General features: G+C 44.3%; 24 protein-coding genes and 1 pseudogene. 3 read left to right on the top strand and 22 right to left on the bottom strand.

The genetic code is table 11. From position 1 onward, the window contains the following. Positions 1-320 precede the first annotated feature (320 nt). From ACWI_RS07355 to ACWI_RS07345, 3 genes are all read left to right on the top strand, one after another. Positions 321-914: an MBL fold metallo-hydrolase gene (locus ACWI_RS07355; protein ID WP_070370785.1), complete on the top strand. Its 594-nt coding sequence runs from the start codon at positions 321-323 to the stop codon at positions 912-914. A 59-nt stretch (positions 915-973) separates the two neighbouring features. Further along, on the top strand, positions 974-2308 hold the full coding sequence (locus ACWI_RS07350) for an MATE family efflux transporter (RefSeq protein ID WP_242871593.1): 1335 nt from the start codon (positions 974-976) through the stop codon (positions 2306-2308). A gap of 130 nt (positions 2309-2438) precedes the next feature. Then, positions 2439-2882: a hypothetical protein gene (locus ACWI_RS07345; protein ID WP_070370783.1), complete on the top strand. Its 444-nt coding sequence runs from the start codon at positions 2439-2441 to the stop codon at positions 2880-2882. Between the two features lie 432 nt (positions 2883-3314). Here ACWI_RS07345 and ACWI_RS07340 read toward each other — a convergent pair whose 3' ends face one another. From ACWI_RS07340 to ACWI_RS07245, 22 genes and pseudogenes are all read right to left on the bottom strand, one after another. Continuing rightward, positions 3315-3809, bottom strand: a complete 495-nt coding sequence (locus ACWI_RS07340) for a DUF2798 domain-containing protein (protein ID WP_070370782.1) — start codon at positions 3807-3809, stop codon at positions 3315-3317. Between the two features lie 242 nt (positions 3810-4051). After that, a complete protein-coding gene (locus ACWI_RS07335; protein ID WP_070370781.1) occupies positions 4052-4489 on the bottom strand; it encodes a flavodoxin in 438 nt (145 codons plus the stop codon). A gap of 340 nt (positions 4490-4829) precedes the next feature. Next, on the bottom strand, positions 4830-5324 hold the full coding sequence (locus ACWI_RS07330; RefSeq protein ID WP_070370780.1) for a GNAT family N-acetyltransferase: 495 nt from the start codon (positions 5322-5324) through the stop codon (positions 4830-4832). Between the two features lie 227 nt (positions 5325-5551). Beyond that, positions 5552-6220 (bottom strand): cobalamin B12-binding domain-containing protein, encoded by a 669-nt coding sequence (locus ACWI_RS07325; RefSeq protein ID WP_070370779.1) that lies wholly within the window; start codon positions 6218-6220, stop codon positions 5552-5554. A 317-nt stretch (positions 6221-6537) separates the two neighbouring features. Continuing rightward, positions 6538-6870: a zinc ribbon domain-containing protein YjdM gene (locus tag ACWI_RS07320; protein ID WP_070370778.1), complete on the bottom strand. Its 333-nt coding sequence runs from the start codon at positions 6868-6870 to the stop codon at positions 6538-6540. 137 nt (positions 6871-7007) lie between these two features. Next, complete coding sequence (locus ACWI_RS07315) at positions 7008-8183, bottom strand: histidine kinase (RefSeq protein WP_070370777.1); 1176 nt, start codon at positions 8181-8183, stop codon at positions 7008-7010. After that, on the bottom strand, positions 8180-11710 hold the full coding sequence (locus ACWI_RS07310; RefSeq protein WP_139142333.1) for an ATP-binding protein: 3531 nt from the start codon (positions 11708-11710) through the stop codon (positions 8180-8182). The genes ACWI_RS07315 and ACWI_RS07310 overlap by 4 nt, the downstream gene beginning before the upstream one ends. Before the next feature lie 14 nt (positions 11711-11724). Continuing rightward, positions 11725-11937 (bottom strand): hypothetical protein, encoded by a 213-nt coding sequence (locus tag ACWI_RS07305; RefSeq protein ID WP_139142332.1) that lies wholly within the window; start codon positions 11935-11937, stop codon positions 11725-11727. Positions 11938-11964: 27 nt separating this feature from the next. Then, the gene (locus tag ACWI_RS07300; protein WP_070370774.1) at positions 11965-13086 is read right to left on the bottom strand and encodes a response regulator; all 1122 of its coding nucleotides are present in this window, start codon (positions 13084-13086) and stop codon (positions 11965-11967) included. Between the two features lie 153 nt (positions 13087-13239). After that, on the bottom strand, positions 13240-14823 hold the full coding sequence (locus ACWI_RS07295; protein ID WP_070370773.1) for a histidine kinase N-terminal 7TM domain-containing diguanylate cyclase: 1584 nt from the start codon (positions 14821-14823) through the stop codon (positions 13240-13242). 117 nt (positions 14824-14940) lie between these two features. After that, positions 14941-15249, bottom strand: a complete 309-nt coding sequence (locus ACWI_RS19350) for a hypothetical protein (protein WP_242871592.1) — start codon at positions 15247-15249, stop codon at positions 14941-14943. Between the two features lie 6 nt (positions 15250-15255). After that, positions 15256-16779, bottom strand: coding sequence for an ABC transporter ATP-binding protein (locus ACWI_RS07290; protein ID WP_242871591.1), 1524 nt, complete (start codon positions 16777-16779; stop codon positions 15256-15258). 3 nt (positions 16780-16782) lie between these two features. Next, positions 16783-18150: an ABC transporter ATP-binding protein gene (locus ACWI_RS07285; RefSeq protein ID WP_084633559.1), complete on the bottom strand. Its 1368-nt coding sequence runs from the start codon at positions 18148-18150 to the stop codon at positions 16783-16785. A gap of 42 nt (positions 18151-18192) precedes the next feature. Next, a complete protein-coding gene (locus tag ACWI_RS07280; RefSeq protein ID WP_070370771.1) occupies positions 18193-18693 on the bottom strand; it encodes a DUF2798 domain-containing protein in 501 nt (166 codons plus the stop codon). Between the two features lie 181 nt (positions 18694-18874). Beyond that, positions 18875-19384 (bottom strand): ferritin-like domain-containing protein, encoded by a 510-nt coding sequence (locus ACWI_RS07275; RefSeq protein ID WP_070370770.1) that lies wholly within the window; start codon positions 19382-19384, stop codon positions 18875-18877. 279 nt (positions 19385-19663) lie between these two features. Next, positions 19664-20401, bottom strand: a complete 738-nt coding sequence (locus ACWI_RS07270) for an SDR family oxidoreductase (protein ID WP_070370769.1) — start codon at positions 20399-20401, stop codon at positions 19664-19666. A gap of 82 nt (positions 20402-20483) precedes the next feature. Next, a pseudogene (locus ACWI_RS18785) lies at positions 20484-20576 on the bottom strand (cupin domain-containing protein); the annotation flags it as partial. Between the two features lie 61 nt (positions 20577-20637). Continuing rightward, the gene (locus tag ACWI_RS07265; protein WP_070370768.1) at positions 20638-20997 is read right to left on the bottom strand and encodes a carboxymuconolactone decarboxylase family protein; all 360 of its coding nucleotides are present in this window, start codon (positions 20995-20997) and stop codon (positions 20638-20640) included. Then, a complete protein-coding gene (locus ACWI_RS07260) occupies positions 20957-21442 on the bottom strand; it encodes a flavodoxin (protein ID WP_070370767.1) in 486 nt (161 codons plus the stop codon). The genes ACWI_RS07265 and ACWI_RS07260 overlap by 41 nt, the downstream gene beginning before the upstream one ends. Positions 21443-21489: 47 nt before the next feature. Beyond that, positions 21490-22629, bottom strand: a complete 1140-nt coding sequence (locus ACWI_RS07255) for an aldo/keto reductase (RefSeq protein WP_070370766.1) — start codon at positions 22627-22629, stop codon at positions 21490-21492. A gap of 91 nt (positions 22630-22720) precedes the next feature. Continuing rightward, positions 22721-23137, bottom strand: a complete 417-nt coding sequence (locus ACWI_RS07250) for a cupin domain-containing protein (RefSeq protein WP_070370765.1) — start codon at positions 23135-23137, stop codon at positions 22721-22723. A 75-nt stretch (positions 23138-23212) separates the two neighbouring features. Beyond that, positions 23213-23791: a DapH/DapD/GlmU-related protein gene (locus tag ACWI_RS07245; RefSeq protein ID WP_070370764.1), complete on the bottom strand. Its 579-nt coding sequence runs from the start codon at positions 23789-23791 to the stop codon at positions 23213-23215. Positions 23792-23798: the final 7 nt, after the last annotated feature.

Below are 23798 nucleotides of genomic sequence, written 5' to 3'. Positions count from 1 at the left end.
CCTGTATAGTATGAATAAGCAAAGCATCATCAAACACTTAACTATTCTAACCTTTCATGAAAGCAACGGCCCGTTGAAAAGCCGTTGTTTTTATTTTTTGAACATTTATCCCCTTCCAAGCTTTGTTATTGCGCAATTTTTTGCCAACCAACTTTATCAATCGAGTTCTACCATCGTATTCTTCTTAAATTCCTTTGACAAAACCAATTCATAGCGATAAACTGAAAACAGTAGCCTTTGTATTTGGCACTGAATCGGTATTTGCAAAATAATTGAGGTCCTTAAATCGACTAAATATTTTTATATAGGGAGAAATTCTAATGGGAAAGTTGTTTTATCAAGGCCACGGTAGTTACCGTCTTGTTTCAGATCAGGGGATTGTAATCTATGTTGATCCATTTGCCGGATCAGGCTACGATCTACCAGCCGATATTGTTTTGATCACCCACGAACATCCTGACCATAATGATTTGTCTCTATTACGCCAAAATCAGGGATGCGTTGTCATCAGACCGGAAACGATCCTGATTAATGGCGTTTATGGTACCCGCTCACTTCATGAAATTGTTATCCAGGCCGTGCCTGCCTATAACTCCGGACATGATAAAAACAAGTGCGTGGGTTATCTGATCGTCCTTGATGGCATTAAAATCTACGCTTCCGGTGATACATCCACCACCGCCTATATGCAAGACGTTTTATCCAAAGAAGCCATTGACTACGCCCTGCTACCAATTGACGGCTTTTACAATATGGATCCTCAGGAAGCATCTGCATGTGCGGCTGTCATCGGAGCCATCCATAGCATCCCCATCCATATGAAACCGGGGTCTTTGTTTGATCGTAAGCTCGCCGAAACCTTTGTTGCCAGAGGTCGCCTGATTCTTGAACCCAATGACGAAATAAAACTGTAAATTTTTAAGGAGGTAGTGCAATCAAACCGATCATTAGAGAACGATCCTTTTATAAACTAGTGGCTACCATTGCCATTCCCATCACCCTACAAAGCCTGATCACCATTGGTGTGAACATGACCGATACGATGATGGTGGGCGCTCTGGGCGAGGTGCCATTGTCTGGTGCCGCTCTGGCCAATCAATTCATTATGGTTTTTCAAATCTGCTGCATGGGCATTGGCATGGGTGCTTCGGTGCTCACCTCCCGTTTCTGGGGAATGAAAAACCATGCTGCCTTAAAAAAATCGATTACCATCATGTTACGGATCTGCCTTGGTTTTGCGCTAATCTTTTCGCTTGTAACCTTTTTTGCGCCTGAAACGATCATGCGTATTTATACAACTGATGCAAAAATTATCCAAGAAGGTGTGCGCTATTTTAAATGGGCGGTTCCCTGTTATCTGCTCTTAGGTCTGTCACTGACATCCACCATTGTGCTACGCAGTGTCGGGCAGGTGCGACTCCCCTTAATTTCGTCGATTTGTGCATTTATTATCAATATTTTCTTCAACTATTTGTTTATCTTCGGGAATTTAGGAGCCCCCCAGATGGGTATTGAGGGTTCTGCCCTATCCACCCTAATTGCCCGATTTTTCGAATTCTCATTTATTTGCGGTTATTTATTTTTTGTTGATAAAAAAATAAACTACCGGCTCAGGCATCTCTTTATGCGCTGCCGGGATATCCTTAAAGAATACGTCGAGATTGCTATTCCGGTTCTGGTCAGCGATATTTTACTGGCCCTTGGCAATAATGCGGTGGCGATGGTGATCGGCCGGTTGGGCGTCAGTTTCGTCTCGGCCAATGCCATCACCCTGGTGCTGCAACAACTCAGCACGGTATTTATTCAGGGCATTGCCAACGCCAGTGCCATCATAACCGGCCACACCCTGGGTCGCGGTGATGAAGAAGCCGCCCAGCAACAGGGAATCACCTTTTTATATCTGGGCATTGCGGTTGGCATCGGTGGCGCCATCCTTATCTGGATCACCAGCAAACCGATGATTGGTCTTTACACGCTGACCCCAGAAACCCAACAAATTGCGTCTCAGCTGATGTTTGCCATCGGTTTTATTGTGATCTTTCAGTCTGCCAACAGCATCCTGACCAAGGGGGTTCTGCGCGGCGGCGGAGACACCCGGTTTTTAATGGTAGCAGATATTATTTTCTTATGGGTGGCCTCAGTGCCACTGGGCGCCTTGGCCGGTTTGGTCTGGCACCTACCCGCCTTTTGGATCTATACGCTGCTTAAAATTGATCAGGTGATCAAAGCGATCTGGTGTATTTATCGATTGAAGAGCCGAAAATGGATTAAAAAAATTGCTGCTGCTCCTATCAGTCAAAATCATTAAAAACTCCCCAATATATTAATAGTCATTTCATCACAAAAGTGATAAAATAAAACAATTATCGATTGGCGATCTATACTTATAATGGTTTTAATAAACTAAATAATCCCTATCAGAAATGGAGGTAACCATCTTGCGAATTACCAGAGACGACTATCATGGCCGAACAAAAATAACGAAAAAAGAAAAAAAAGAACCGCTTAAAGAGGCACCCGCTGAATCTCCAGCGCCGTTAGAAGCCCCAACATCTGCAGACGCGCCTTTAAGCACCTCGACAAATCTTCCCCAGCCAAATAAAAACAAGGTCGATTTATCGGTAAAGTTATCAGATACTGAAATTAAAAAGCAGTTATCGATTTTGGCCGAAGAAACCATGCACCAATTATCAGAAGAAAATAAAACTCTCAGGGATGTTGAAGATATCTATCTTATTTTTAAAGGTCAGATGATGGTCATTAACAAGTGCCGCTTACTCACTGTCAGCGAACAGCAGGAACAGAACGCCCAGGTTTATGCCTGTTATTATAAAAAGAAATTTGAGCTGACAAAACTGGAAATGAAAAAAAAGATGGGCTGATTTTTTTCAGTTTTGCCAACCAATATTATCGAGAATTCGTATCTGAAAAGAAACAAAAACCATGGAGCATGATTGGCTCCATGGTTTTTTGTTGTAGGTCTTTCTTATCGATCTGGAATCGTTTCGGTTATTAAATAGCTTGTCATGGATATGGACCCCAATGTGCGTGAATCATTAAAAACGGTGATTGTCCTATCTCTATCTGATGCGCCTAACCCCGGGTAAATTCATTATTTTCAACTGCATTCATGGGCGAACCATGACTAACAAACACTACCGGCATTTTGGTATCCATTTTATTTTCCTCCAACACGTTCAAACTATATCCAAACCTAAACAGAACCGAATCTATCGTTTTGATTATATCACTATTTAATGTTTTTCATTGGTAATTTAAAATTTAATAAGAAAAACCTCTGGCATTCTGAAAACCTATATTTCCGTTGCTACTTTTGAGGGCATCACTGACAATTGTTTTTTAAACAAGATTCGGAACGTAAAACGGACAAATGGACCAACATAGAACAGCTGGATACAAAGCGCAAAGGGGAAATTTTGAACCAACTTAGGCAACCATAACAGAGGAATCTCACTAACAAAACCATGGTACAGAATTGAAACATATAGTGTCATAATCGGAGCCATCAAACAAACCGTACATCCAGCCATGGCGATGGTAATAAAAATCGCTTTATCAATATCTGGTTTGAACCAGCTCAGCACCTTTTTCTGAACAATCGGCCCTACAATGTCCCTTTGGGCGATAAATGCTCCTACGACCTCTGGCCACATCCCCAATAAAGCATTGAGAAATGTCACATAGCTAAATCCAAATTCTAATACCATGTTGTATACAGACATGCAGTACACCATCGTCACTACCATAATTATGGTAAATATAAGCTCTTGAAACTTTGTTTTCGGCATAATTCTCTCCTTTTCAAAATAAGTTTTAGAACGCAAAAAAACGAGCCGCGTGATCAACTGGCTTTACATGATCATTCACTACTCGTTGCATAGAAATTATATCATTTATTATCTAAACGTGTCAACTTTGGCCGTCTCAAATTTCTGAAAACTAATAACTGTCGGCTTTATTTTTTCAACAAAAAAACTCGCAGCAAATAAGGACATATGTCCTATTGCCGCGAGATTTTAAACTATTTTACTCAGATACTGCTTGAAGTCAGCCGTTTACCTAAATCTCGGCAGGCTTCCAGGCCTTCTTCATCCGGTGTATCATTGATTTTCAAACCATCATCCACCAGATTAGCTCCCGTTTTCTTCATTCGTTCTTCCCATTCATCCATCCATTGCCCATCGCCCCAATCGTAGGATCCAAACAGCGCTAACGGTTTTCCTTCAAGGTTTTCTTTTTCCAATTCCGTAACAAAGGGTTCCATTTCCTGTTCTTCCAGTTCTTCGGCCCCCATGGAAGGGCAACCCAGCGCAATGGCATCACTACTTAACACTTCTTCGATACTGGCTTTATCGACGCTGACAATCTTGACCTCCGCACCGCCTGCCTCTGCTCCGGCGGCAACTGCTTCAGCCATTTCCTGAGTATTTCCGGTTCCACTCCAATAAACAATTGACACTTTTTTCATTATAAATTCTCCTGATCTGAATAATTTTTGTTAAATTATTTTTAATTTAACAGACATTATTTGTGATCATTTCCAGGGTTTCTTTCCATTTTAGCGTCATCCCGTCCTCCACTTTTTATGTCAGGGATCACCAATACACAAAGAAAGTTGGCCCCTGCATTTGTTAGTTTTTTCTAACATATTAGCAGCAATTTTTACTCCTGTCAATCCTTTTAAGTATTCTTTAATCACCTGGATTGGTCGGATTTTTAAAAATTGACAAAAACCAAGCGCAAAAGCAAAACTGATTTCACACTGAACCATTACTGGTACGAGAATTCTAATTATTCTTTACTACGCCTCACGAGGCGGCCAACTCAAGCAGGGTATCCCCGGTAATCCGATAAACCGTCCATTCATCCATGGCTTTCGCCCCTAGCGAAAGGTAAAAGTCGATACTTGGCTGATTCCAATCCAGACACCACCATTCCAGACGACCACAGCCCCGTTTCACAGCTATTTTGGCAAGCTGCGTAAGAATTGCTTTGCCATAGCCAAGTCCACGGTAGTTCGGCAGTACATACAAATCCTCCAGATATAGTCCAGCCTGGCCCAGAAAGGTTGAAAAATTATGAAAGAATAAGGCGAAACCAATTTCTACTCCATTCAACTCCGCAAAAATGACCTCAGCCGTTTTCTTTTCAAACAGCCATTCCGTTAAGCCTGCTTCGGTGGCCACAACCTGATCCAGCATTTTTTCATAGCTGGCCAACTCCTTGATAAAATAAAGAATCAAACCTACATCCTCTTTTTCTGCCTCTCTAAAGGTTAGCTCTGAGTTTAATTCACTTTTCATTTTCTGTTCCTTTCATAAAATGGTCATCAAAAAATCCGAAATCGTACTTAGTGACACTTCCGGAAATACATTTATTCCAAACCGTTCTTATCTACTTTCTCTACCTGTTATTCAGGTTGTATTATACTACAAATATTTTACAGTAACATCAATTTTCCGACTTTGGGAGGACATAAAAAGAGGTGTTATAAGCGAAGTAATCCTCCGTCACTATAACACCCCATGCTTTATCCAACTAATTTATTTAAACCCCAAAGTGCATCCCCGGCCATCCATTGTTGACAAATCTTTACACCTTCTGCTGCATTGGCGGTATATCCGTCAGCACCAATTTGTTGGCCGATTTCTGCAGTCACGGGATGTCCACCAACAATTATTTTGGCCGTGACCCCTGCTGCTCTTAAGGCGGTGATGGTCGCTTCCATCGAGTCAATCGACATCGTTAGAATCCCACTCAACCCAATGATTGCAGGTCTGCAATCTTTGGCTTTCTGCACAAAATATTCAGGATCAACATCAATTCCCAAATCGACAACCTTAAAGCCAGCCGCTTCTGACATTATTTTAAAAATATTTTTTCCGATATCATGCAGATCGCCATAAACGGTTCCCAAAACAATCGTTCCCGACACCTTGGCTTCAGTCTCCCTTAAAATTGGCTTTAGCCGATTAACGGCTTCTGTTAATAATTCCCCTGCAAAAATTAAATCCGCAACAAAGTACTCCCCTTTTTCGAAAAGCGCTCCGACCAAGCCCATACCACTCTGACAAGCTGTGACAGCTTCGCGAACTTCTAGTTCAGAGGGATTCTCCGCAATAAAATCATCGAGTAAATCCATCACCCTTTCTTCATCCAAATCGCCAACTGTCCGTGTTAAAATTCTTAAATCCAGCACTCCAATAACCTTCCTTACTGCGTTTTATGCCTAATTTAGCTTTCATCAATTAAAGAGGTGATCGCATTGATAACTTTAATGTATAGCAATAAGCATGCCAACTTTTTAATATTAAAAAGTTCAACAAAATGACGATTTCATCGCGATTCTAAAAATTCACTCTGCCGATTCGATTGCCACAAGTGAAAACCTGCTTTCTTTTTTTTCATTCCTGAAAACAAAAAACAAACCGATTTTAACACTTAATCAGTGAAATCGGTTTGCTTTGCTTGTTGTAGTCTTTCTTGATCTGATCACTTATTTATGATTGTGAGTCATTATACTTTTTTGACAAATTCGGATTTTAAAGACATTGCTCCGAACCCATCAATTTTGCAGTCAATGTTATGATCGCCGTCAACCAGCCGGATATTTTTCACCTTGGTTCCCTTTTTGAGATCCTGGGAGCTGCCTTTCACTTTAAGGTCTTTGATCAGGATGACGGTATCACCATGATTTAAAACATTTCCGTTAGCATCCTTAACGGTGAGTTCGTCTTCGCTGGTTGATGTCAGGGTCCATTCATGGGCACATTCCGGACAGATCAACAGTTCTCCATCGGCATAGGTATATTCAGAATTACATTTCGGGCAATTTGGTAAATTTTCCACGCTTTATTCTCCATTCATTATCTTTTTATGGTTTGAGCTTTTCATGTTATCATACTCTCCGACAATTGACAAGTAAGCCAGATCGCCGATCTGAACTATGATCTGCTTTGTTTGGCGGTTGTTTTTTGAATTTCTGGTTAATCATAATGCTGGGTAGCTTGCGTCATCCGCGCCATCGGGATCCGTATTACTGCCCGTGTTCCGCCGCCCGGCATTCTGTTTATTTCCAGGCCATGACCGTACAACCGCACTAACCGCATATTGATATTTTTTAAGGCCACCCCTGTGCTGTCACTGCCGTTTTGGCACTTTTCAAAAACATCCTCGGGAATACCAACACCATTGTCGATAACACTGATGATCACAAAATCCGCACGGCGGTGGGCTGAAATTTTAAGAGTTCCGCCATTTTTTTGCGCTGACAAACCGTGCTGCACGGCGTTTTCAACCAAAGGCTGAATCACCAGTGGCGGCAGCAGACATTTTATCTGGTCTTCAATATCATAAATAATATTTAGTCGTTGGCCATACCGAGCTTTCTCGATAAATAGATAGGCTTCCACCAGTTCTAGTTCCTTTTGGAGAGTAACAAGCTTATCCCGATTTTTAAAATCAAAGCTGCCCCGCAGGAAGGCACTGAGATTTGCCAGTAAATCCCGGGTCATCTGGGGTTCATCCAGGGAAAAAGCGGCAATGGTATTGAGGGCATTATAAAGAAAATGCGGTTTGATCTGCGCCTGTAAAAAGGCAATCTCCGATCGCAATAATTCTTCGGTGGAACGATGCAGCGCCTCTTTTGTGGCGATCAGGTTCGTAAACAACTGCACGTTTCGAAGCGAAATTGAAAACTGAGCAGCCAGCAATTGCAGAATCTCAACCTGGCTGTCAGTAAAAACCGCTTTGGCCAAATTGTTTTCAAGATATAAGATGCCGGTGATCAACCCCTGATTTTTAATGGGTAAACCAATCAGGGATTTCGTTTGGTTTTTTTGAATATAGGCATCTTGTTGGAACTCCCCTTGTCCACTCGCATCGCTTAGCACCACCGCTTCGCCGGTATGAATACAGAAATTAATCACCGCCTGGGGTAGCATCTTGGCAGCTTGCTTGAGGGCAACCGACTGTAAAACGTTTATATCGTTCTCGCCTTCTAAAAACGTTGCATCGATCTTCCAGCCCTGTTCATCCTTTAAGAGTAGCATGGCTTTTTGAGCTCCGGAATTCTCCACCACAATTTTCATGATTTTTCTTAATAAATCGGGAAGTTCGACTTCTTTTGTAACCGCCTGATAGGCACTGGTAATGGCAATCAAGTCGATGGGGGGACGGCCAGCTTTTCCGCCAGCGCCATTTCATTGCTGGCAAGCTTGAGCACCCCTTCGTATTTCTTTGCCAGCTGCCTGACTTTTGCCCTTGCCCCCCACCGCTGATAGCCCCGGAAGGCTTCGGTCATAAAAAACCCGGCCTGCCGCTTCATGCCGTGCGCTAAAAACATTTTGGCGGCCAGTTCATTGACCAGCGCTTCATCCCGAAGAAAGCCGTTTCGGGCCGCCGTTTCGGCGGCCAATTCGTAGTATTGAAGCGCCTGATCCTTTTTCTCTTCAATCCGGGCCAGTTCAGCCTGCAGCAAATATTGCAGATGTTGAAAGTTTTCCGGACAATAGCTTGACCAGGCCTTTACATATTTGTATTCACGCTTTAGTCGCTGGATTGCCTTTTTCCGTACTTCCCCCTTCATCCCAGCGAGGTTAGCTGCGACTACCAGAAAGTTGCAGATGCGACACTCCACCACATAGGGGGTTCCGGCATGATATTTCAGATATTTATCGGATACTGCCAGATAGTCCAGGGCTTTTGCATAATCATCATATAAATAATGAATATACATCTTTTCTTTATAATAAACCCCGAGGCCGGATAACGAATTTGATTCCCGCAAATTTTTAAGACATTGCTCTTCACTGCCGATGATTCCCATACCGCCATTTTGTTCCTGGGTCTGTTGGGATACTCCCAGCGAGAATTGATGATCCGTTAAACCCAGGTAGTTGAGCCTGCGATTAATAAACATAAACGACATGCTGTAACCGTACTGGTTGTTGGTCTGTTTGATTAACGACACCTGTTCCATCGCTTTTTGGGTTAATTCGGTCAAATCCCGATTCGCCTTGAAGGCATACATAAAGGTTCCGGCTAAAACCACCTGATAATGATCGCCATACCGCAAAGCATCTTCCATAGCTTTTTTAAACCACTGATCCACATCCTGAAAAGATTCACTCCAGGCATAGCCTAAAAAGCCGTAGGCAAATAAAACCCCAGCCCGATACTTGGCCCGGTCTTCCGTTTCAACCAGCTTAAGCGCCAATTTGTGGAATTGATAGGAGCCCTTCAAATCCCCCATTACCGCCAGCAACACCCCATAGCCGGAATAAATCGAAGCTGCTTCCTGGCTGTTTCCATATTGAAGGGTCAGACTCAAACTCTTTAAGGTTGAGAACAGAAACAGGTTAACATTGCCGCCGTTATAGGTCACACTGTTTAACTCACTCATAATCCGGATCATCAGTTTGACGCGATCATTTTGCAGCGGCGGCGCATATAAGAGTTGCTCGGTATTTTTCCCCAGCAGCCGGCCCTTGACCAGCGCCAATTCTCTTATAATCAGATGAAAGCCCGGTTTAAAGGGCAAGCGAATTCCCAGTAGCCGTAAACCAAGAACCCCATAGTTGATCACCTGATCCAATTGTCCTAGATACCGATATAAAACACTCTGCATCAACCTTATTTCAGCCTGGTCAATGGCCGTTTTGGCATGCTTCATCAGCATCTCAATCTGAGCTTCGGCCAATGGGTATTCTTTATTTAAATAGGCGCATTCCGCATAGGTCTTTATCAGCTCAAAAGTAAGCGGATAGTCCGCTTCCCAGGGGTTATCCGGCAACAGACTGATTGCCGTTTCAATGTACTGCCGGGCCAGCGAAAAGGAGGTGGCGGTTTTGGCCTTTTGGGCAGCCCACAAATTTAATCGCAACACCATTAAGCGTTCCTGCGTGTCATTAATCAAGTCCAGCCCTTCATTTAAATGACAGACGATTTGAATCGCCTGATCCGCTACCTGCTCCGGCGGCAAGCTCTGCCAGATCTTGTTACCAATTTTTAAATGCAGCTGCTTTTTGCTTTCCGGTGGAATCAGGGCTTCACAAGCTTGCTGAATTCGGTCGTGGGCAAATCTGAAGGTCTGCCCCGCCTCTCCCAGATAAAATTCGTAGTAATTATTTTCCGGGATAATAATTTCCCGATCAATGGCTTCCCCCAGCTGATTAAGGATCGCCTGCTCATCCAGATTCAAAACCGCCATCAACAGCTTTACATCAAATGCTGCGCCAATTAAAGCCCCTGCCTTTAATAAGTCCTGGGTCTTTGGTGGCAATTTTAGAATTTGCCCAATCATAAAGTCAACAATATTATCACTGATGGCACACTTCTCGATTTCGTCCTCGTCCCATTCCCACTGATGGTTGTCCTCATTGTAATAAATGTACTGGCTGGTATGCAGGTGCAGTAGTAGATTTCGGACAAAAAAGGGGTTTCCCTGAGTTTTCTTGTGAATGACCCTGGCCAGCACGTCTGCTTGATCGGGATGGCAATGGACGGTATCGCTAATAATCCGGGCAACATTCCCCTGATCCAGCGGCTTGACAATGATTGTCGCCGCCTGATCCGATTTTTTTAATTCCTCAAGGCAACGATACAAGGGATGATTTTGCTGAATTTCATGATCCCGATAACCAATGATCACCATCAAGCTGTTCATATCATCAAGGGTCAGCAGATATTTGATCAATTCGACGGAAGACTGATCACACCACTGAAAATCATCTAAGAATACCGCCAATGGTTGTTCTTTTTTTGCGAAGGTTTTAATAAAATTGCCGAAGGTCGTTAAAAAACGGTTGCGGTTCTCGGTTGGCTCCAGTTCTTCCACTGCATCCTGATCGCCGATGATCAACCGCAGTTCCGGAACCAGGTCAACGATCAATTGACCATTATTATTTAGTGCTTTTAGCAACCGTTTTTTCCACTCTTCCAACATCAAATCCGATTCCTGCAACAGGATTCGGACTAATTCTCTGGTCATCTGGGTAAAAACATAATAGGGGGTATTGACCTGCAAGGGCTCCGCTTTTCCGCTGGCAAAATAAACGTTCCGTTCCGCTGCGGGCCGAAAAAGCTCTTTTATCATCGCCGTTTTTCCCACACCGGCAGCACCGCCTACCAGCAGGATTTGTGAAACCCTTACCGAAGCCTGCTCAGCGAGCTGCCGGATTATGGCCCTTTCTTTTTCCCGGCCATAGAGTTTTTGCGGCAGCCCAAATTTATTTGACCAATCATCCCGTCCCAGCGCAAACTCTTCAGCCCTCCCGGACGCACTGATTGCCTCTATGGCTCGCTTCAGATCGCTGATTATTCCGGTAGCACTTTGATAACGCCGTTCCGGTTCCTTTTCCATTAATTTCAGGATGATCTTTGACACCGCCCTGGGGATAGCCGGATTAAGATAATCGGGCGCCACCAGTTTTCTGGCAATGTGACAATGCGTCAACTCCAGCATACTATCCGCCGTAAATGGTTTTTGCCCGGTGATTAATTCATACATCGTCACCCCGAGGGAATAATAGTTTGAACGATAGTCGACGGTTCGGCTTATTCGTCCCGTCTGTTCTGGTGAAATATAGGCAAACCGGTCTAAATCAAGAAATTCTTTTCTGGAGATTGTTATTTTTTTAGGCATCTGCATCGTTGTCATATCATTATGATCCACCGCTGGTTTTGCCATAAAAATATCGGGACTCACAAAAGCAAGAATCTGATTTTTTTATGAATGTCTTCAATCGCTTTGATCATTTCAACAAATAACTTTAAAACGGCTGATAATGTATCCTTTGAAAGCGGTTGCTTGCCGCTTCTGATGCTTTTCAATAGTTGGCTGTCAAAATTTGCCAATCCCTGACGGTTCAGCTGACTAAAGCCAGGCTTTTGCTCCTGCATGTATCTTGCCCCCATAATTTTTACTTCTTTGACATTCCCTCTTTAAGCTTGTTCAAATGCTGAGTAAGGATTTGAAATCAATGTTTTCATATCAATATTTTCCCATGATTCGGCTTCTTTTTTAACATTCTGATAATGGGCAAGCGCCGCTTTTTTATTATTCAGCAAAAAATAAACCGCAATGATTTTTACATGAATCGAGGCATTAAAGGGAAAATTCTTGGCCAATTTCTTTAAATAAAGCAAGGCCGACTCAAATTTCTGTTTTAGAACCTCGGTTTCAACAATCTTTTCCATCAGCTCCAGATAACAAAGTTCCAATTCAGCCTGTCTTCCTGCTGCCCATAGATATCCATTATGCATTAAATAACCTTCCTGATACAACTCAATGGCCCGTTTTTGCTCTTCCAGATTGAATAGGCTGGCTTTAAATTGTTTATATAAGTCCAAAAATTCATCATAATCCCAATGATCCGGCCGCCATGTCAGGGCGCACTTGCCGCCATCTTTGCGGCTGCTATAAATGGCATTATGCAATCCAAAATGATCCAGATCCTTGCGCAATTGGTAAAGCGTTGTATAAAAAATAGATTGCGCCCGTTCGGTATCCCGATCATACCAGAGTTCTTCCATGATGTTTTCTTTGGAAACAGCATGGCCCTGTTGATGAATTAAAAAAGCCAAGAGTTCTTCCGCCTTGGCCGTCCGAAATTGCATCGTTTCGCCCTGCTCCGAAACCACCGAAAATCGTCCGAATGAACGAACTGACACATAACAATGCTTTTGGGGGCGACCTTGTTCTGCCCGTCTTTTTTTATAGCGCATCAAGGTTTTGTTGATTCGATCTGCGGTTAAGGGCTTTAAGATATAATCAAAGGCTTCAATTTCAAAGGCATCGACCGCATAGCTGTCGTAGGCGGTAACAAAGACAATTGCCACCTCTGGTTTGATTTCGTTGATTCGCCCGGCCAGTTCAAGCCCCAGCATCCCCGGCATTTTTATATCCAGAAAGATCAAATCGACATCAAGCATCGGTAAGGCTTCCATCAGCTCATCCTGATCGGAATAAGAGCCGCATACGTTTACCCCGTCACATGTTTTTAAAACACTTTCGGCTATTTTTAGAGCTGGTAGCTCATCATCTACAATTATTACTCGAATCATTGGTCCATTCTCCCTTAATGTGTTCTTTGTTAATCATATCATATTTTTTAGTTTTTATGTGATGGCGTCGCAAAAACTAGTCTAAAACCGCTACATATAAATGGCATTGAAGGTGATCCGTTTCAGTGTTTCAAACCAATCGATTGGCCTCGCTTAACAGGGCTGGTCGTCATAAAAAACCACTTGATTTCGGCCCGCTTTTTTTGCTCCATATAAAGCTTCGTCAGCCTTTTGATAGAGGGTCGCAAACGAACAGTCCGGCAATTTCTGATTGGTTACCACGCCGATGCTGATGGTAACCCTTTCTTCAAGAATATCGGCGGTTTCTTTTTGAACCATCATAAGAATGTGCTGGATAATCGCCTGGGTTCGTTTTTTGCCACAATCCATCAAGGTCAAGCTGAACTCATCACCGCCAATGCGGCCGATCAAATCATCTTTACGAATGCACTGCTTGATGGCCTCCACGACTTTCAGAATCACGACATCCCCGACAGGATGGCCGTAACGATCATTGACCGCCTTGAATTTATCGATATCGATGACCATAAATGCCGCCTGAACCGAGCTGGCCGCATTGACATAGTCAATATAGGCATGCTTGTTGAGGATCTGAATATGACGATCCATCTCCGCCTGACGTTTCAGCATCAGCTTTTCAAGTCTGAAATTAGTCACATTGCGGATAACCGATACACTACCGGAATAATGATTGCGGTCACTGATAAAATGATGCTGATCAATTTCGTAATATAAGCTGTCGCCTGAATCATTTTCCAGTTCGATTTCAAGCGTCCCGTTTTTGCGCTCATCCAGAGCCTTTTGCCATAAGGGCTGGGCCTGCAAAAAGGCAGTATATTCGCTATAATCATAGCGATTCCGGTTTTGAAGCGCAGATTTTTTGTGACCCGGTGGAGCCTCTTTTTCGGTCAGCTGCCCAAAAAATCGTTCTGCCGACTGATTCACTTCAACAATCTCTCCCGCTGCCGATAAAACCACAATCCCATCCGGCAGGGAATTGATAATCCAATCCTTTGCCAGCGGAGCAATCTTTAAAAAATCATACCGATAAACACTGTAGGCAATAAACAGGTTGGGAATTAAAAAGATCACCGACATCGGAAACACTTCCTCGTATCCGGTCATCAGGTAATTTTTAACAATTAACAGCACCAAAGCCAGGGTAAATCCAATCAGAATGTAAAAAACCTGTTTCTGTCCGCTTTTAACAATCCGGATTTGAAACAGCATCAGAATAACGATGGAAGCAAACATCAGAGCAAAACGCAACAACACAAACATGTTTCCTAAAAATGTCAGTTCGACAACCAGATCCCATTGCCCATTTATTTCTACAAACTCCACCGATTTCCGGATCAGGTCGTGGCTCGGATTGGTAAAGGTCAAAACAATCCCAGCCAAACTGAGAAAGGCTGCCAGCCACACCAAATATTTCAGAAAGCGGTTTTTATTTTCGGTATATTCAATCACAAACCAGAGATTCGCCAGCGGAATGAATGCCATCCCTATCTGAATAAAATTTCGCCAGAAGACCTTTTCTTCATAGCTTTGGGTAAACATGCTGATGGTGGAACCTGCCACCCATAACAAAAGCAGGGCCATCGAGCATAAAAATGGCAACCCGCCTTTTTCGCTGCGATGCCGGTAACTGACAAAGACTAAAAAAAGTGTTACCAGTATCGTCGCAATATTAATGATTAAGACTGTCTGTTTCATATCTTCTTATCACTTCCTGAATTGGCTTCTATTTTGAAGGTTTTTTATGTATTGAATAAAAAAAGGGGGAATCCCCCTTTTGAGTTTGTCGCCTGCCAATATTTCAATCAGGCAATATCAGCCAACCTCCGGCGCACCGGCAAACTGACTCTCATACATCTGTCGATAGAAGGTTTCACCGGCCAACAGCCCTTTGTGGGTTCCTTTTTCAATGATGTCGCCGTCTTTCATCACCAGAATCATATCCGCTGATTTTATTGTCGACAGACGATGGGCAATGACAAAGCTGGTTTTTCCCTCCATGATTTTAGCCATGGCATTCTGGATTGCCACTTCGGTTCGGGTATCGACGCTGGACGTCGCCTCATCCAGAATCAATAGGGTCGGATTAACCAGCATCACCCGGGCAATCGTCAACAGCTGCATTTCTCCCTAGGACAGGCTGCCATCTTCACCAGCAATCACGGTATCATATCCTTGTGGCAGGGTCCGGATAAAATGATCACACCGGGATGCCGTAGCTGCTGCGACAATCTCCTCCCGGGTGGCATCCATTTTGCCGTAGGCGATATTTTCAGCAATGGTTCCGTTAAACAACCAGGTATCCTGGAGAACCATTCCCACGATCTTTCGCAACTGGCTTTTTGACAGCTCCTGAATATCGGTATCATCAATCAGAATACGCCCGCCATTTAATTCATAAAACCGCATCAGTAGATTAACCAGTGTCGTTTTTCCGGCCCCGGTTGGACCGACAATGGCCACCATTTCATTGGGTTTCACCGACAAACTGACGCCCTTCATCAGCATTTTTTCGGGGATATAACCAAACTGTACCTCCTCAAAGGTCACTGCTCCCCGGGTTTTGGGCAATTCTTGCAGCGTGGAGTGATCTGGCCGCTCTTCTTCCTCATCCAATACATCGAAGACCCGCTCCGCTGATGCCATCGCAGACTGGAAGGAATTAAGAAAATAGGAGGCTTGGGTAATCGGCTCGGAAATCTGGTTGACATACTGCAAAAACGCCTGGACAATCCCAATGGTCATGGTATTATTGACAACCAGAATCCCGCCGACAATCGCCGTCATGACAAAACCCAGCTGGGTTAGAAAGCGAATCACCGGATAAATGGCAAACATCACAAACTGGGCTTTTTTATTGGCTTCATATTGGCGCTGGCTGATGGCTTTAACTGTTCCCCGCACTGCTTCCTGACGATTAAAGGTTTTGATGATCAGATTCCCGGTGTACAGCTCTTCGATTTGACTGTTTAATTCCCCTAACGCCGACTGATTATCCAGAGCCACCTTGAAATTCTTAGCTGAAATCCATTTAGTAACGACTACACTGATAGACATGGCCAACAGAATCAACACCGTTAAAAAAACATTGAGCGACAACATCACCACGATACTGACTGCAATATTGACCGTACCATTAATAAACTGGAGTAACCCGGTTTTTAATACTTCTGCCACCCGATCCAGATCATTGGTGGTTCTGCTTAAAAGATCGCCGGTCTGGTGGGAATCATAGTAGCGCAGCGGCAGCCTGGTTATTTTTTCACTGATTTTCTGGCGCAGGGAAAGTACCAGCTTTTCACCCACACTGGCCATGGTATACTCTTGCACAAACGAGAAACAGGCACTAAGTAAATAGGCCGCTGCCAGCAGCATCAATGGCACACCAATAATTTCTGCCAACTCGGAAAAGCCTCCGCCGGGGCCGTTTACCCTTAAGTTGTCAATCAGAGCATCGATGGCCCATCCCATAATCAGTGGGGTCACAGCAAACAAGCCAATACTTAGCAGTGTTGACAAAATAATCAATACTACAGCAACTTTTTGCTCTAAAAGCAAAGCGATTAGTCGCTTAATGGTTTTTCTGGTATTTTGGGGTGCATCCGCCATTTCCGGGTCTAACCCTGATCGATCTTGTGTATTTTTTTCATCCATGACTTAACCCTCCCTTTTAACCTGAGAATCTGCAATTTCCCGATAGAGACTACAGTCTCTCAGAAGCTCTTCGTGACGGCCAATTCCCGCAATGCTTCCGTTATCCAGCACAATGATCTGATCCGCATCCATGATACTGCTGATGCGCTGAGCCACCACTATCAGACAGGCATCTTTCATCGCCAGTTTCAGTTCACTTCGCAGCGCCGCATCGGTTTGATAATCGAGTGCTGAAAAGCTGTCATCAAAAATATAAATGGGTGCTTTTTTTACCAGCGCCCGGGCAATACACAGACGTTGCTTTTGTCCGCCTGAGAAATTGCTGCCACCCTGGGCCACCGGACTCTGATATCCAGCTTCCAGCGTTGTAATAAAGGCCTCTGCCTGAGCAATTTTAACCGCCTGCCGTAAATCCGCATCAGTGGCATCGGGCTTACCGGTGCGCAAATTTTCAGCAATGGTGCCACTAAACAAAAATGCTTTCTGAGGAACATAACTGATGGACTCCCGCAGATCGTGCTGGGTCATTCTTCGGATATCATTTCCCGCCACCAGAATCTGACCTTCCTGAATGTCATAAAGGCGCAGCATTAATGCCGCAATGGTACTTTTACCGGAACCCGTCCCCCCGATAATGGCCGTGGTTTTTCCGGCTTCACAACAGAAGCTGAGGTTTCTCAAAACCGGTTCTTCCGCCCCCTGATAAGAAAAACTGACGTCATTAAAGACGATTAGCTTGCTGCCCTTTACGCTTGGCGATGCTACTGCTTCCCGATCATCGGCTATCTCAGGCGCTGTATCCAACACCTCGCTGATCCGTTCCAGACAGGCAATCATCCGGGGTACCATCACAATAACCATCGCCGACATCATTAAGAACATCAGAATAATCACGGTATATTGCATCACTGCCATAATGCTGCCGATCTGAGTGGTGGCCTGCAACACCAGATATCCACCAAACCACACCACCGCCACCATGGTAATCCCCATAATTGCCCACACCATGGGATTAAACATTGCAAAAATCCGATTGAGGTGAATCACATTGTCGGCATAGGCCACAAAGGTATCATCTGAGCGTTTCTGTTCATAGCTGGTATTATCAAAAGCCCGGATCACCCGCACCCCGACAACCGATTCCCGAACAATCCGATTCACCCGATCGACCCGGGTCTGGATGGTTCGGGAAACCGGGCTGGCTTTTTTAAAAAGAACCAGAATCAGAATCATAAAAATTACCATTGCCGCCAAAGGAATATAAACCAGCTCCATGCTGACCATCCCCGTCATCACCACAGCATCGCTTATACAACCATGCTGGTGAAGGCGCTGGTTCCGCTTATTATGTTTCGCTACTTGCAGCCCCATGCGGTTTAAGCTCGGCCAAACAACACTCCATAAATTTTATAATCAGAAGCTTTCCGTATCCAATCGGCCATCTTTAATCTGATGCAATTTTACCATTACCAGTCTGGCCAACGGCTGGGCAATCAACGCTTCCACGGCAAATGAAATCGCATAATTTCGAGGCCATTTATAAAAAAACGAGCTAATTGGCTCCATGCTCACTTGCCGACTGCCGATCCAGGTACCGATGACTGTCAGAAAGATTGACATCAGGAAAACACTGCATAAAATATTCGCCAACATATGGGCAGAAAAACTGTCCTCTCTTGCGACAATCTTGCTGGTTAGCCAACTGGCCGGTTTGTAGGTCATTAACACCAATGCAATCACGGTTATCCAGATCAGCGGCATAATTCTAATCGCCTGGGCCCACACATCCATCCGAAAGCCAACTTCAAAACAGGTAATCAGCGGCGCAATGATGTTCACCGAGATGACTGAGATCACCGCCATAAACAAGGCAAACTCTTTTTTGCTTCGTGGCAATTTCATGTAAAAATCCATAAGCCATTTCCTCATTTCTAAAATTTTGAAATTCCGGCATAAAAAAAAGCGCAAGACCAAAGTTGATCTTACGCTGAACCATTATACGCGCTAAAATTTCAATGCTTGTATTATACCCGAAGTAAAAACATTTTGAAAGTGAATTTTTTAAATTCGATCAGCCTGTTACAATACCCTGTTTTTAGCGACCAACTGCTCTTTCAAACGCTGCCAGATGACTTTTAGAAGCCCGCATTAGCGATTCAAAGACAGTTCGTACATTTTGGGGCAGGTCTTCAGCCAAAAAGCGCTGATACATATCAATGTTCATGATTTCTGCATCAACTCCGACCTGATAGCTGGTTTTTAGCGAATCGGGAAGGACTACATCCGCAGCGGCATCATTTACCGGGACAGCAAACCCTGACGCTTCAAACAACGGCAATAAGGCGCTGATATGCTTTTCCTCAGCTTTCACGATATTTTTATACGGCTTTACCGAACCATAAACGCTGATAATTTTTGCATATTCGGCCTGGGCAGCATATTCATCCTGAATGGCATAGGTCAACATTTCTTCCAGGGTGTAGCTGTCATCTGCCAGAGCCGCCGCTGATCCTTTTGGCACCTCTGCAGCCATAACATTGGCGGTAGCGAATAAAATCGACAAGACAAGGGCAGTAATTGACAGTAATTTAGCTTGTTTTTTCATACGACTCAACTCCTTAATCGTTTTTTTCTATAGAAACATTTTAAGTCGATTCTGTGTCAAATCGATGTCAAAACGACTAATTTTGAAATTATCTTAAGCTTTCGTTCGTTTCGGCCTTGGATGAAACGATTGAAAAATTCACTTGCACCATGGAACATATCCGGCCTGGCCCATGACCTCCCATTCTGGAGTGATGACATCAGACATACTTATTTATCTAATCGACAACCGGGGGCCCTACCGGATCATCACGACGATCATCCAATTCGAATTGATAAACTAGCCCCGATATTCCCAGTTCCAGTCGCCATGATAGATCATCCGTTTGTTCATCCCGCCATCAATGGTAATGGTTTCTCCGGTAATAAAGCTTTGCCCGATCAGAAAGAATACCATTTGAGAGATGTCGCTGGGATTTCCCACCTTACCAGCCGGGATCGCTGCCTTATCGGTTTGGCTGTGATCCTCCCGACCGTTTACTTCAATCCACCCCGGGGCAATGCAATTGACGCGTACCGCCGGCCCCAGTGAGATCGCCAAGGCATGCGTCAGGGCGACAATCCCGCCCTTGGCACTGGCATAGCTTTCGGTATCCGGCTCTGATTGAAAGGCCCGGGACGAGGCAATGTTGATGATATGACCCTGGTTTTTTATGAGCTGATCCCGGCACAGGCGGCTCAGTTCATAGGGTGCTTTAAGGCCCACTGAGAGGACATAGTCAAACATTTCATAGCTTAAATCGGACAAAATCCCTTTGTTTCCCTGACAGGCATTATTAACAAGCACATCAATTCGCCCAAGCTTCTTCATGGCAAAATCCACAAATGCTTTCAGACTTTTGGGATTGGCCACATCGCCATAAAAGTAAAACAGCTTGGCGTACTGGGCTTCAAATTCCCGGGACAAGGCTTCATCAAAATCCATAAAACAGACCTGATCCCCCGCCTCAAGAAAATCCAGACAAATCTGTTTTCCAATTCCATGTCCACCCCCGGTAACAAGAATTCCTCTATTCATCGCAAACCCCTTTCGATTCCTATATTTTTTTATTATATCACAACCCATAAAAATGTAATCCGTGGTTGATTACGTTCATGATTTACAATTGATCATAGACCACATCGGTTACCGGCTCCAGCCACTCATTGCTGGCACCTTCCTGGGGGACGGATAGCGACAGATGGGCAAATGCCGATACGTGTTCCAGTTCGTATTTTTCCATTTAATTTTCCTCTCGCTGAGTGTTTAAATGACTAAGCTTCATAAACTTCTTTGGCCAGAGCAAAGGTGGCCCAGGCATTGGGCCAGCCGACATAAAAGGCCAGGTGGGTAATCATTTCCGCCATTTCCTCGGCACTGACACCGTGATTTTGGGCATTGAGTATATGATACTTAAGAGAATTATCAAAAATCCCCTTGGTCATCAAAGCGGTTACGGTAATCATGCTGCGATCCCGTGCCGATAATTGATCCTCCCGGGACCAGACCTCGCCAAAGAGGACATCATCATTCAGTTCTGCAAATTTAGGAGCGAATTCGCCGAGGGCATCCCGGCCTGCTGTTTTTTTTTCATCACTCCACCCCCAGTTGATTAACCCATTCGACCATCTCATCCTTTGACATTCTTGTGTTAAGCAGCCCGCCCTCTTTGATAATCGTTGTTGCTGACATACTGCCTTTCAAGTTTTCAATAGTCTTGCCAAAGCCGCTGCCCCCGGAGGTGGCAAACAGCACAACGGTTTTGCCGGAGAAGTCGTAACTCTCCAGAAACGTGTTGATCAAATGCGGGGCCACATACCACCAGATGGGAAACCCGATGAAAATAACGTCATAACTTTCCACATCCGCATTTTTATCCGCCAGCTCCGGTCGTGAGGCCAGATCGTTCATCTCCCGGCTACTGCGACTCTTTTTGTCATTCCAGTTTAAATCAGCTGATGTATAAGAAACAGCCGGTTTAATTTGATATAGATCTGCCTTGACAGCCTCTGCCAATGTCTTGGCAACCTGTTCCGTTGCGCCGCTGGCTGAAAAATAGGCGACTAATTTTTTGCTCATGCCAAAATTCCTCCTAACAATATTTTTTTAACTATTTTGTAACCGCATCACCAGGCCGGATCTTCGTCAAGCATCTTCTGGAAATCTTTCAGGGCTGCGGGAATGTCGATATTCTGGGGACAGACCTGTTTACACTGGCCGCATTCAATGCAGGCACTCGGACGTTTGTCCTCAGCCATTCCGGCAATGGCCATAGGCGCAATAAAGCCCGGCTGGAACTTGTGGTCATTGTAATGATGCAACAGGGTGGGGATATCCAACTCCTGGGGACATTCCGCACAGCAGTATTTACAGCCCGTGCAGGGCAGCATCGTCAGCATACCATCTCTTATTTCTTCGACTACGGCCAATTCTTTTTCGTTCAGCGGTTTTGAGTCCTCAAAGGTTTTTAAATTGTCTTGTAGCTGTTCCCGGTTTGACATTCCGGATAAAATCATCTTGATGCCGGAGAGGCCCTGTAAAAAACGGAAAGCCCAGGCGGCTGTGCTTTCATTTGGTCGCAGTTCACGGAGCTTATTGGTGTTTTCTTCTGAAAAACTGGCCAGAGCTCCACCCCGCACCGGTTCCATCACCCAGATCGGGATGTTTTTGGCGACCAGCATTTCATAAATTTCATTGGCCTTCTGCAATTTCCAGTCCAGATAATTGAGCTGAATCTGGCAGAATTCCATGTGTTCACCATAGCGTTCCAGAAAACGCTCAATGGTAGGTTTCAGACCATGGGTCGAAAAACCCAGATGCTTGATCCTGCCGTTTTTCTTCTGCTCAATCAGGTACTCAACAATGCCCCAGCGCTCATCAAAATACACCTCGATGTTTCGTTCGTAGACATTGTGGATCAGATAAAAATCAAAATAATCAACACCACATTTCTCCAACTGTTCCTCAAACTGCGCTTTTGCATCCCAGCTTTCCCGAACCTCATAGCCGGGGAATTTGCTGGCCAGGTAAAAACTGTCCCGGGGATAATTTTTAAGTATTTCTCCCATCGCCCGTTCCGAGTCTCCACCGTGATAGCCATAGGCGGTATCAAAGTAGTTTACCCCATTTTTAATCGCAACATCGACCATCTGAGCCGCTTCTTCCTGATTAACCGGGGCAAAAAAGCCTTCTCCGATGGTGGGCAGGCGCATGCCACCAAAACCCAGCGCCGACAATTTTTCATTTTTAAAATCCTGATAAATCATATTTTCCTCCAATTTCTAAATCGCAAACTTTTTTTATCGCTTTATTGTTGATGATGAATCGATTAACCCCTCGTAACTGATGGTTCTGTTTTTACTGGATTTTCAGTTTGTTATACGCTTCATCAGTCACCGGTTCCAGCCATTCATTGCTAGCCCCTTCAACTAAAACCGATAAGGAAAGATGCGCAAAGGCTTCGTCGCTCACGGCTCCATGCCAATGCTTAATTTCCGGTGCAATGTAAACCACTTCGCCACTGTTTAAAAGCCGGGCATCCTTTCCCGCTTCCTGATACCAGCCACGGCCGCCAATACAAATCAGGATCTGGCCTGCGCCATGATGGATGTGCCAATTGTTGCGACACCCTGGTTCAAAGGTGACATTATAAATCCCCACCTCTTTGTCATTTAAGAGACTTAGATAGCTTTTACCAATAAAATAGGGGGCAAACGCCAGATTTTCCTCACCTAATGCGAAATCGGATACCTTTTCCAGTGCTTCTTTTTCCATAATCTCGCTCCTTTTTTGCTTTCATTTTTCATTATTTCCATGAAATTTGGGACAGTTCTTTTATGATTTCGTTATTTATTTCTGATTTACTTCAATCATTTTGATGCTCTTGGCCGGGACCCCGCCGACAATCACTTTAGCCGGGACATCTCTGTTAACCACCGCCCCTGCGGCGACAATGGCCCCGTCACCAATGGTAACCCCGGGAAGTACTGTTGCCTGGGCACCGATCCAGACATTGTTTCCAATTCGAATCGGCGCTGGATACATATCACTGCGTTTTTGCGGATTACTATCATGGTTGAGGGTAGCCAACACCACATTATGGCCAATCAGAACTCCGTCACCAATAAAGATGCCGCCCTGATCCTGAAAACGGCAACCTGAATTGATAAACACATTTTTACCGACGTGAATATTTTTACCACAATCGGTAGAAAATGGCGGAAACAACCCAAAAGTTTCATCCACTGGTTTACCTGTCAGTCTGGAAAATATTTCTCGAATTTCTTCCGGCGGATGATAACTGCCATTGAGCTCGGTTGTCAGTTTCAGAGCTTCCTGGGAGATGGCATGCATCATCAAATGGACTTTCGAGCCACCTTTAACTACTTCTCCCTGATTTAAGTGTTCTAAAAATTCATCAATATCCATTTATTCT

Source organism: Acetobacterium wieringae (genome assembly GCF_001766835.1).
Taxonomy (GTDB): Bacteria; Bacillota; Clostridia; order Eubacteriales; family Eubacteriaceae; genus Acetobacterium; species Acetobacterium wieringae.
This window is presented reverse-complemented; position numbering and strand designations above follow the sequence as displayed.

Bases quoted from the DNA above. Each gene is read 5' to 3' on its own strand.
- ACWI_RS07310 (WP_139142333.1), bottom strand. From the start codon at position 11,710: ATGGCAAAACCAGCGGTGGATCATAATGATATGACAACGATGCAGATG.
- ACWI_RS07270 (WP_070370769.1), bottom strand. From the start codon at position 20,401: ATGAATAGAGGAATTCTTGTTACCGGGGGTGGACATGGAATTGGAAAA.
- ACWI_RS07290 (WP_242871591.1), bottom strand. From the start codon at position 16,779: ATGGATGAAAAAAATACACAAGATCGATCAGGGTTAGACCCGGAAATG.
- ACWI_RS07330 (WP_070370780.1), bottom strand. From the start codon at position 5,324: ATGAAAAGTGAATTAAACTCAGAGCTAACCTTTAGAGAGGCAGAAAAA.
- ACWI_RS07305 (WP_139142332.1), bottom strand. From the start codon at position 11,937: ATGGGGGCAAGATACATGCAGGAGCAAAAGCCTGGCTTTAGTCAGCTG.
- ACWI_RS07340 (WP_070370782.1), bottom strand. From the start codon at position 3,809: ATGCCGAAAACAAAGTTTCAAGAGCTTATATTTACCATAATTATGGTA.
- ACWI_RS07300 (WP_070370774.1), bottom strand. From the start codon at position 13,086: ATGATTCGAGTAATAATTGTAGATGATGAGCTACCAGCTCTAAAAATA.
- ACWI_RS07295 (WP_070370773.1), bottom strand. From the start codon at position 14,823: ATGAAACAGACAGTCTTAATCATTAATATTGCGACGATACTGGTAACA.
- ACWI_RS07245 (WP_070370764.1), bottom strand. From the start codon at position 23,791: ATGGATATTGATGAATTTTTAGAACACTTAAATCAGGGAGAAGTAGTT.
- ACWI_RS07260 (WP_070370767.1), bottom strand. From the start codon at position 21,442: ATGAGCAAAAAATTAGTCGCCTATTTTTCAGCCAGCGGCGCAACGGAA.
- ACWI_RS07285 (WP_084633559.1), bottom strand. From the start codon at position 18,150: ATGGGGCTGCAAGTAGCGAAACATAATAAGCGGAACCAGCGCCTTCAC.
- ACWI_RS07250 (WP_070370765.1), bottom strand. From the start codon at position 23,137: ATGGAAAAAGAAGCACTGGAAAAGGTATCCGATTTCGCATTAGGTGAG.
- ACWI_RS07255 (WP_070370766.1), bottom strand. From the start codon at position 22,629: ATGATTTATCAGGATTTTAAAAATGAAAAATTGTCGGCGCTGGGTTTT.
- ACWI_RS07355 (WP_070370785.1), top strand. From the start codon at position 321: ATGGGAAAGTTGTTTTATCAAGGCCACGGTAGTTACCGTCTTGTTTCA.
- ACWI_RS07335 (WP_070370781.1), bottom strand. From the start codon at position 4,489: ATGAAAAAAGTGTCAATTGTTTATTGGAGTGGAACCGGAAATACTCAG.
- ACWI_RS19350 (WP_242871592.1), bottom strand. From the start codon at position 15,249: ATGCAGCTGTTGACGATTGCCCGGGTGATGCTGGTTAATCCGACCCTA.
- ACWI_RS07275 (WP_070370770.1), bottom strand. From the start codon at position 19,384: ATGAAAAAACAAGCTAAATTACTGTCAATTACTGCCCTTGTCTTGTCG.
- ACWI_RS07280 (WP_070370771.1), bottom strand. From the start codon at position 18,693: ATGGATTTTTACATGAAATTGCCACGAAGCAAAAAAGAGTTTGCCTTG.
- ACWI_RS07265 (WP_070370768.1), bottom strand. From the start codon at position 20,997: ATGAGATGGTCGAATGGGTTAATCAACTGGGGGTGGAGTGATGAAAAA.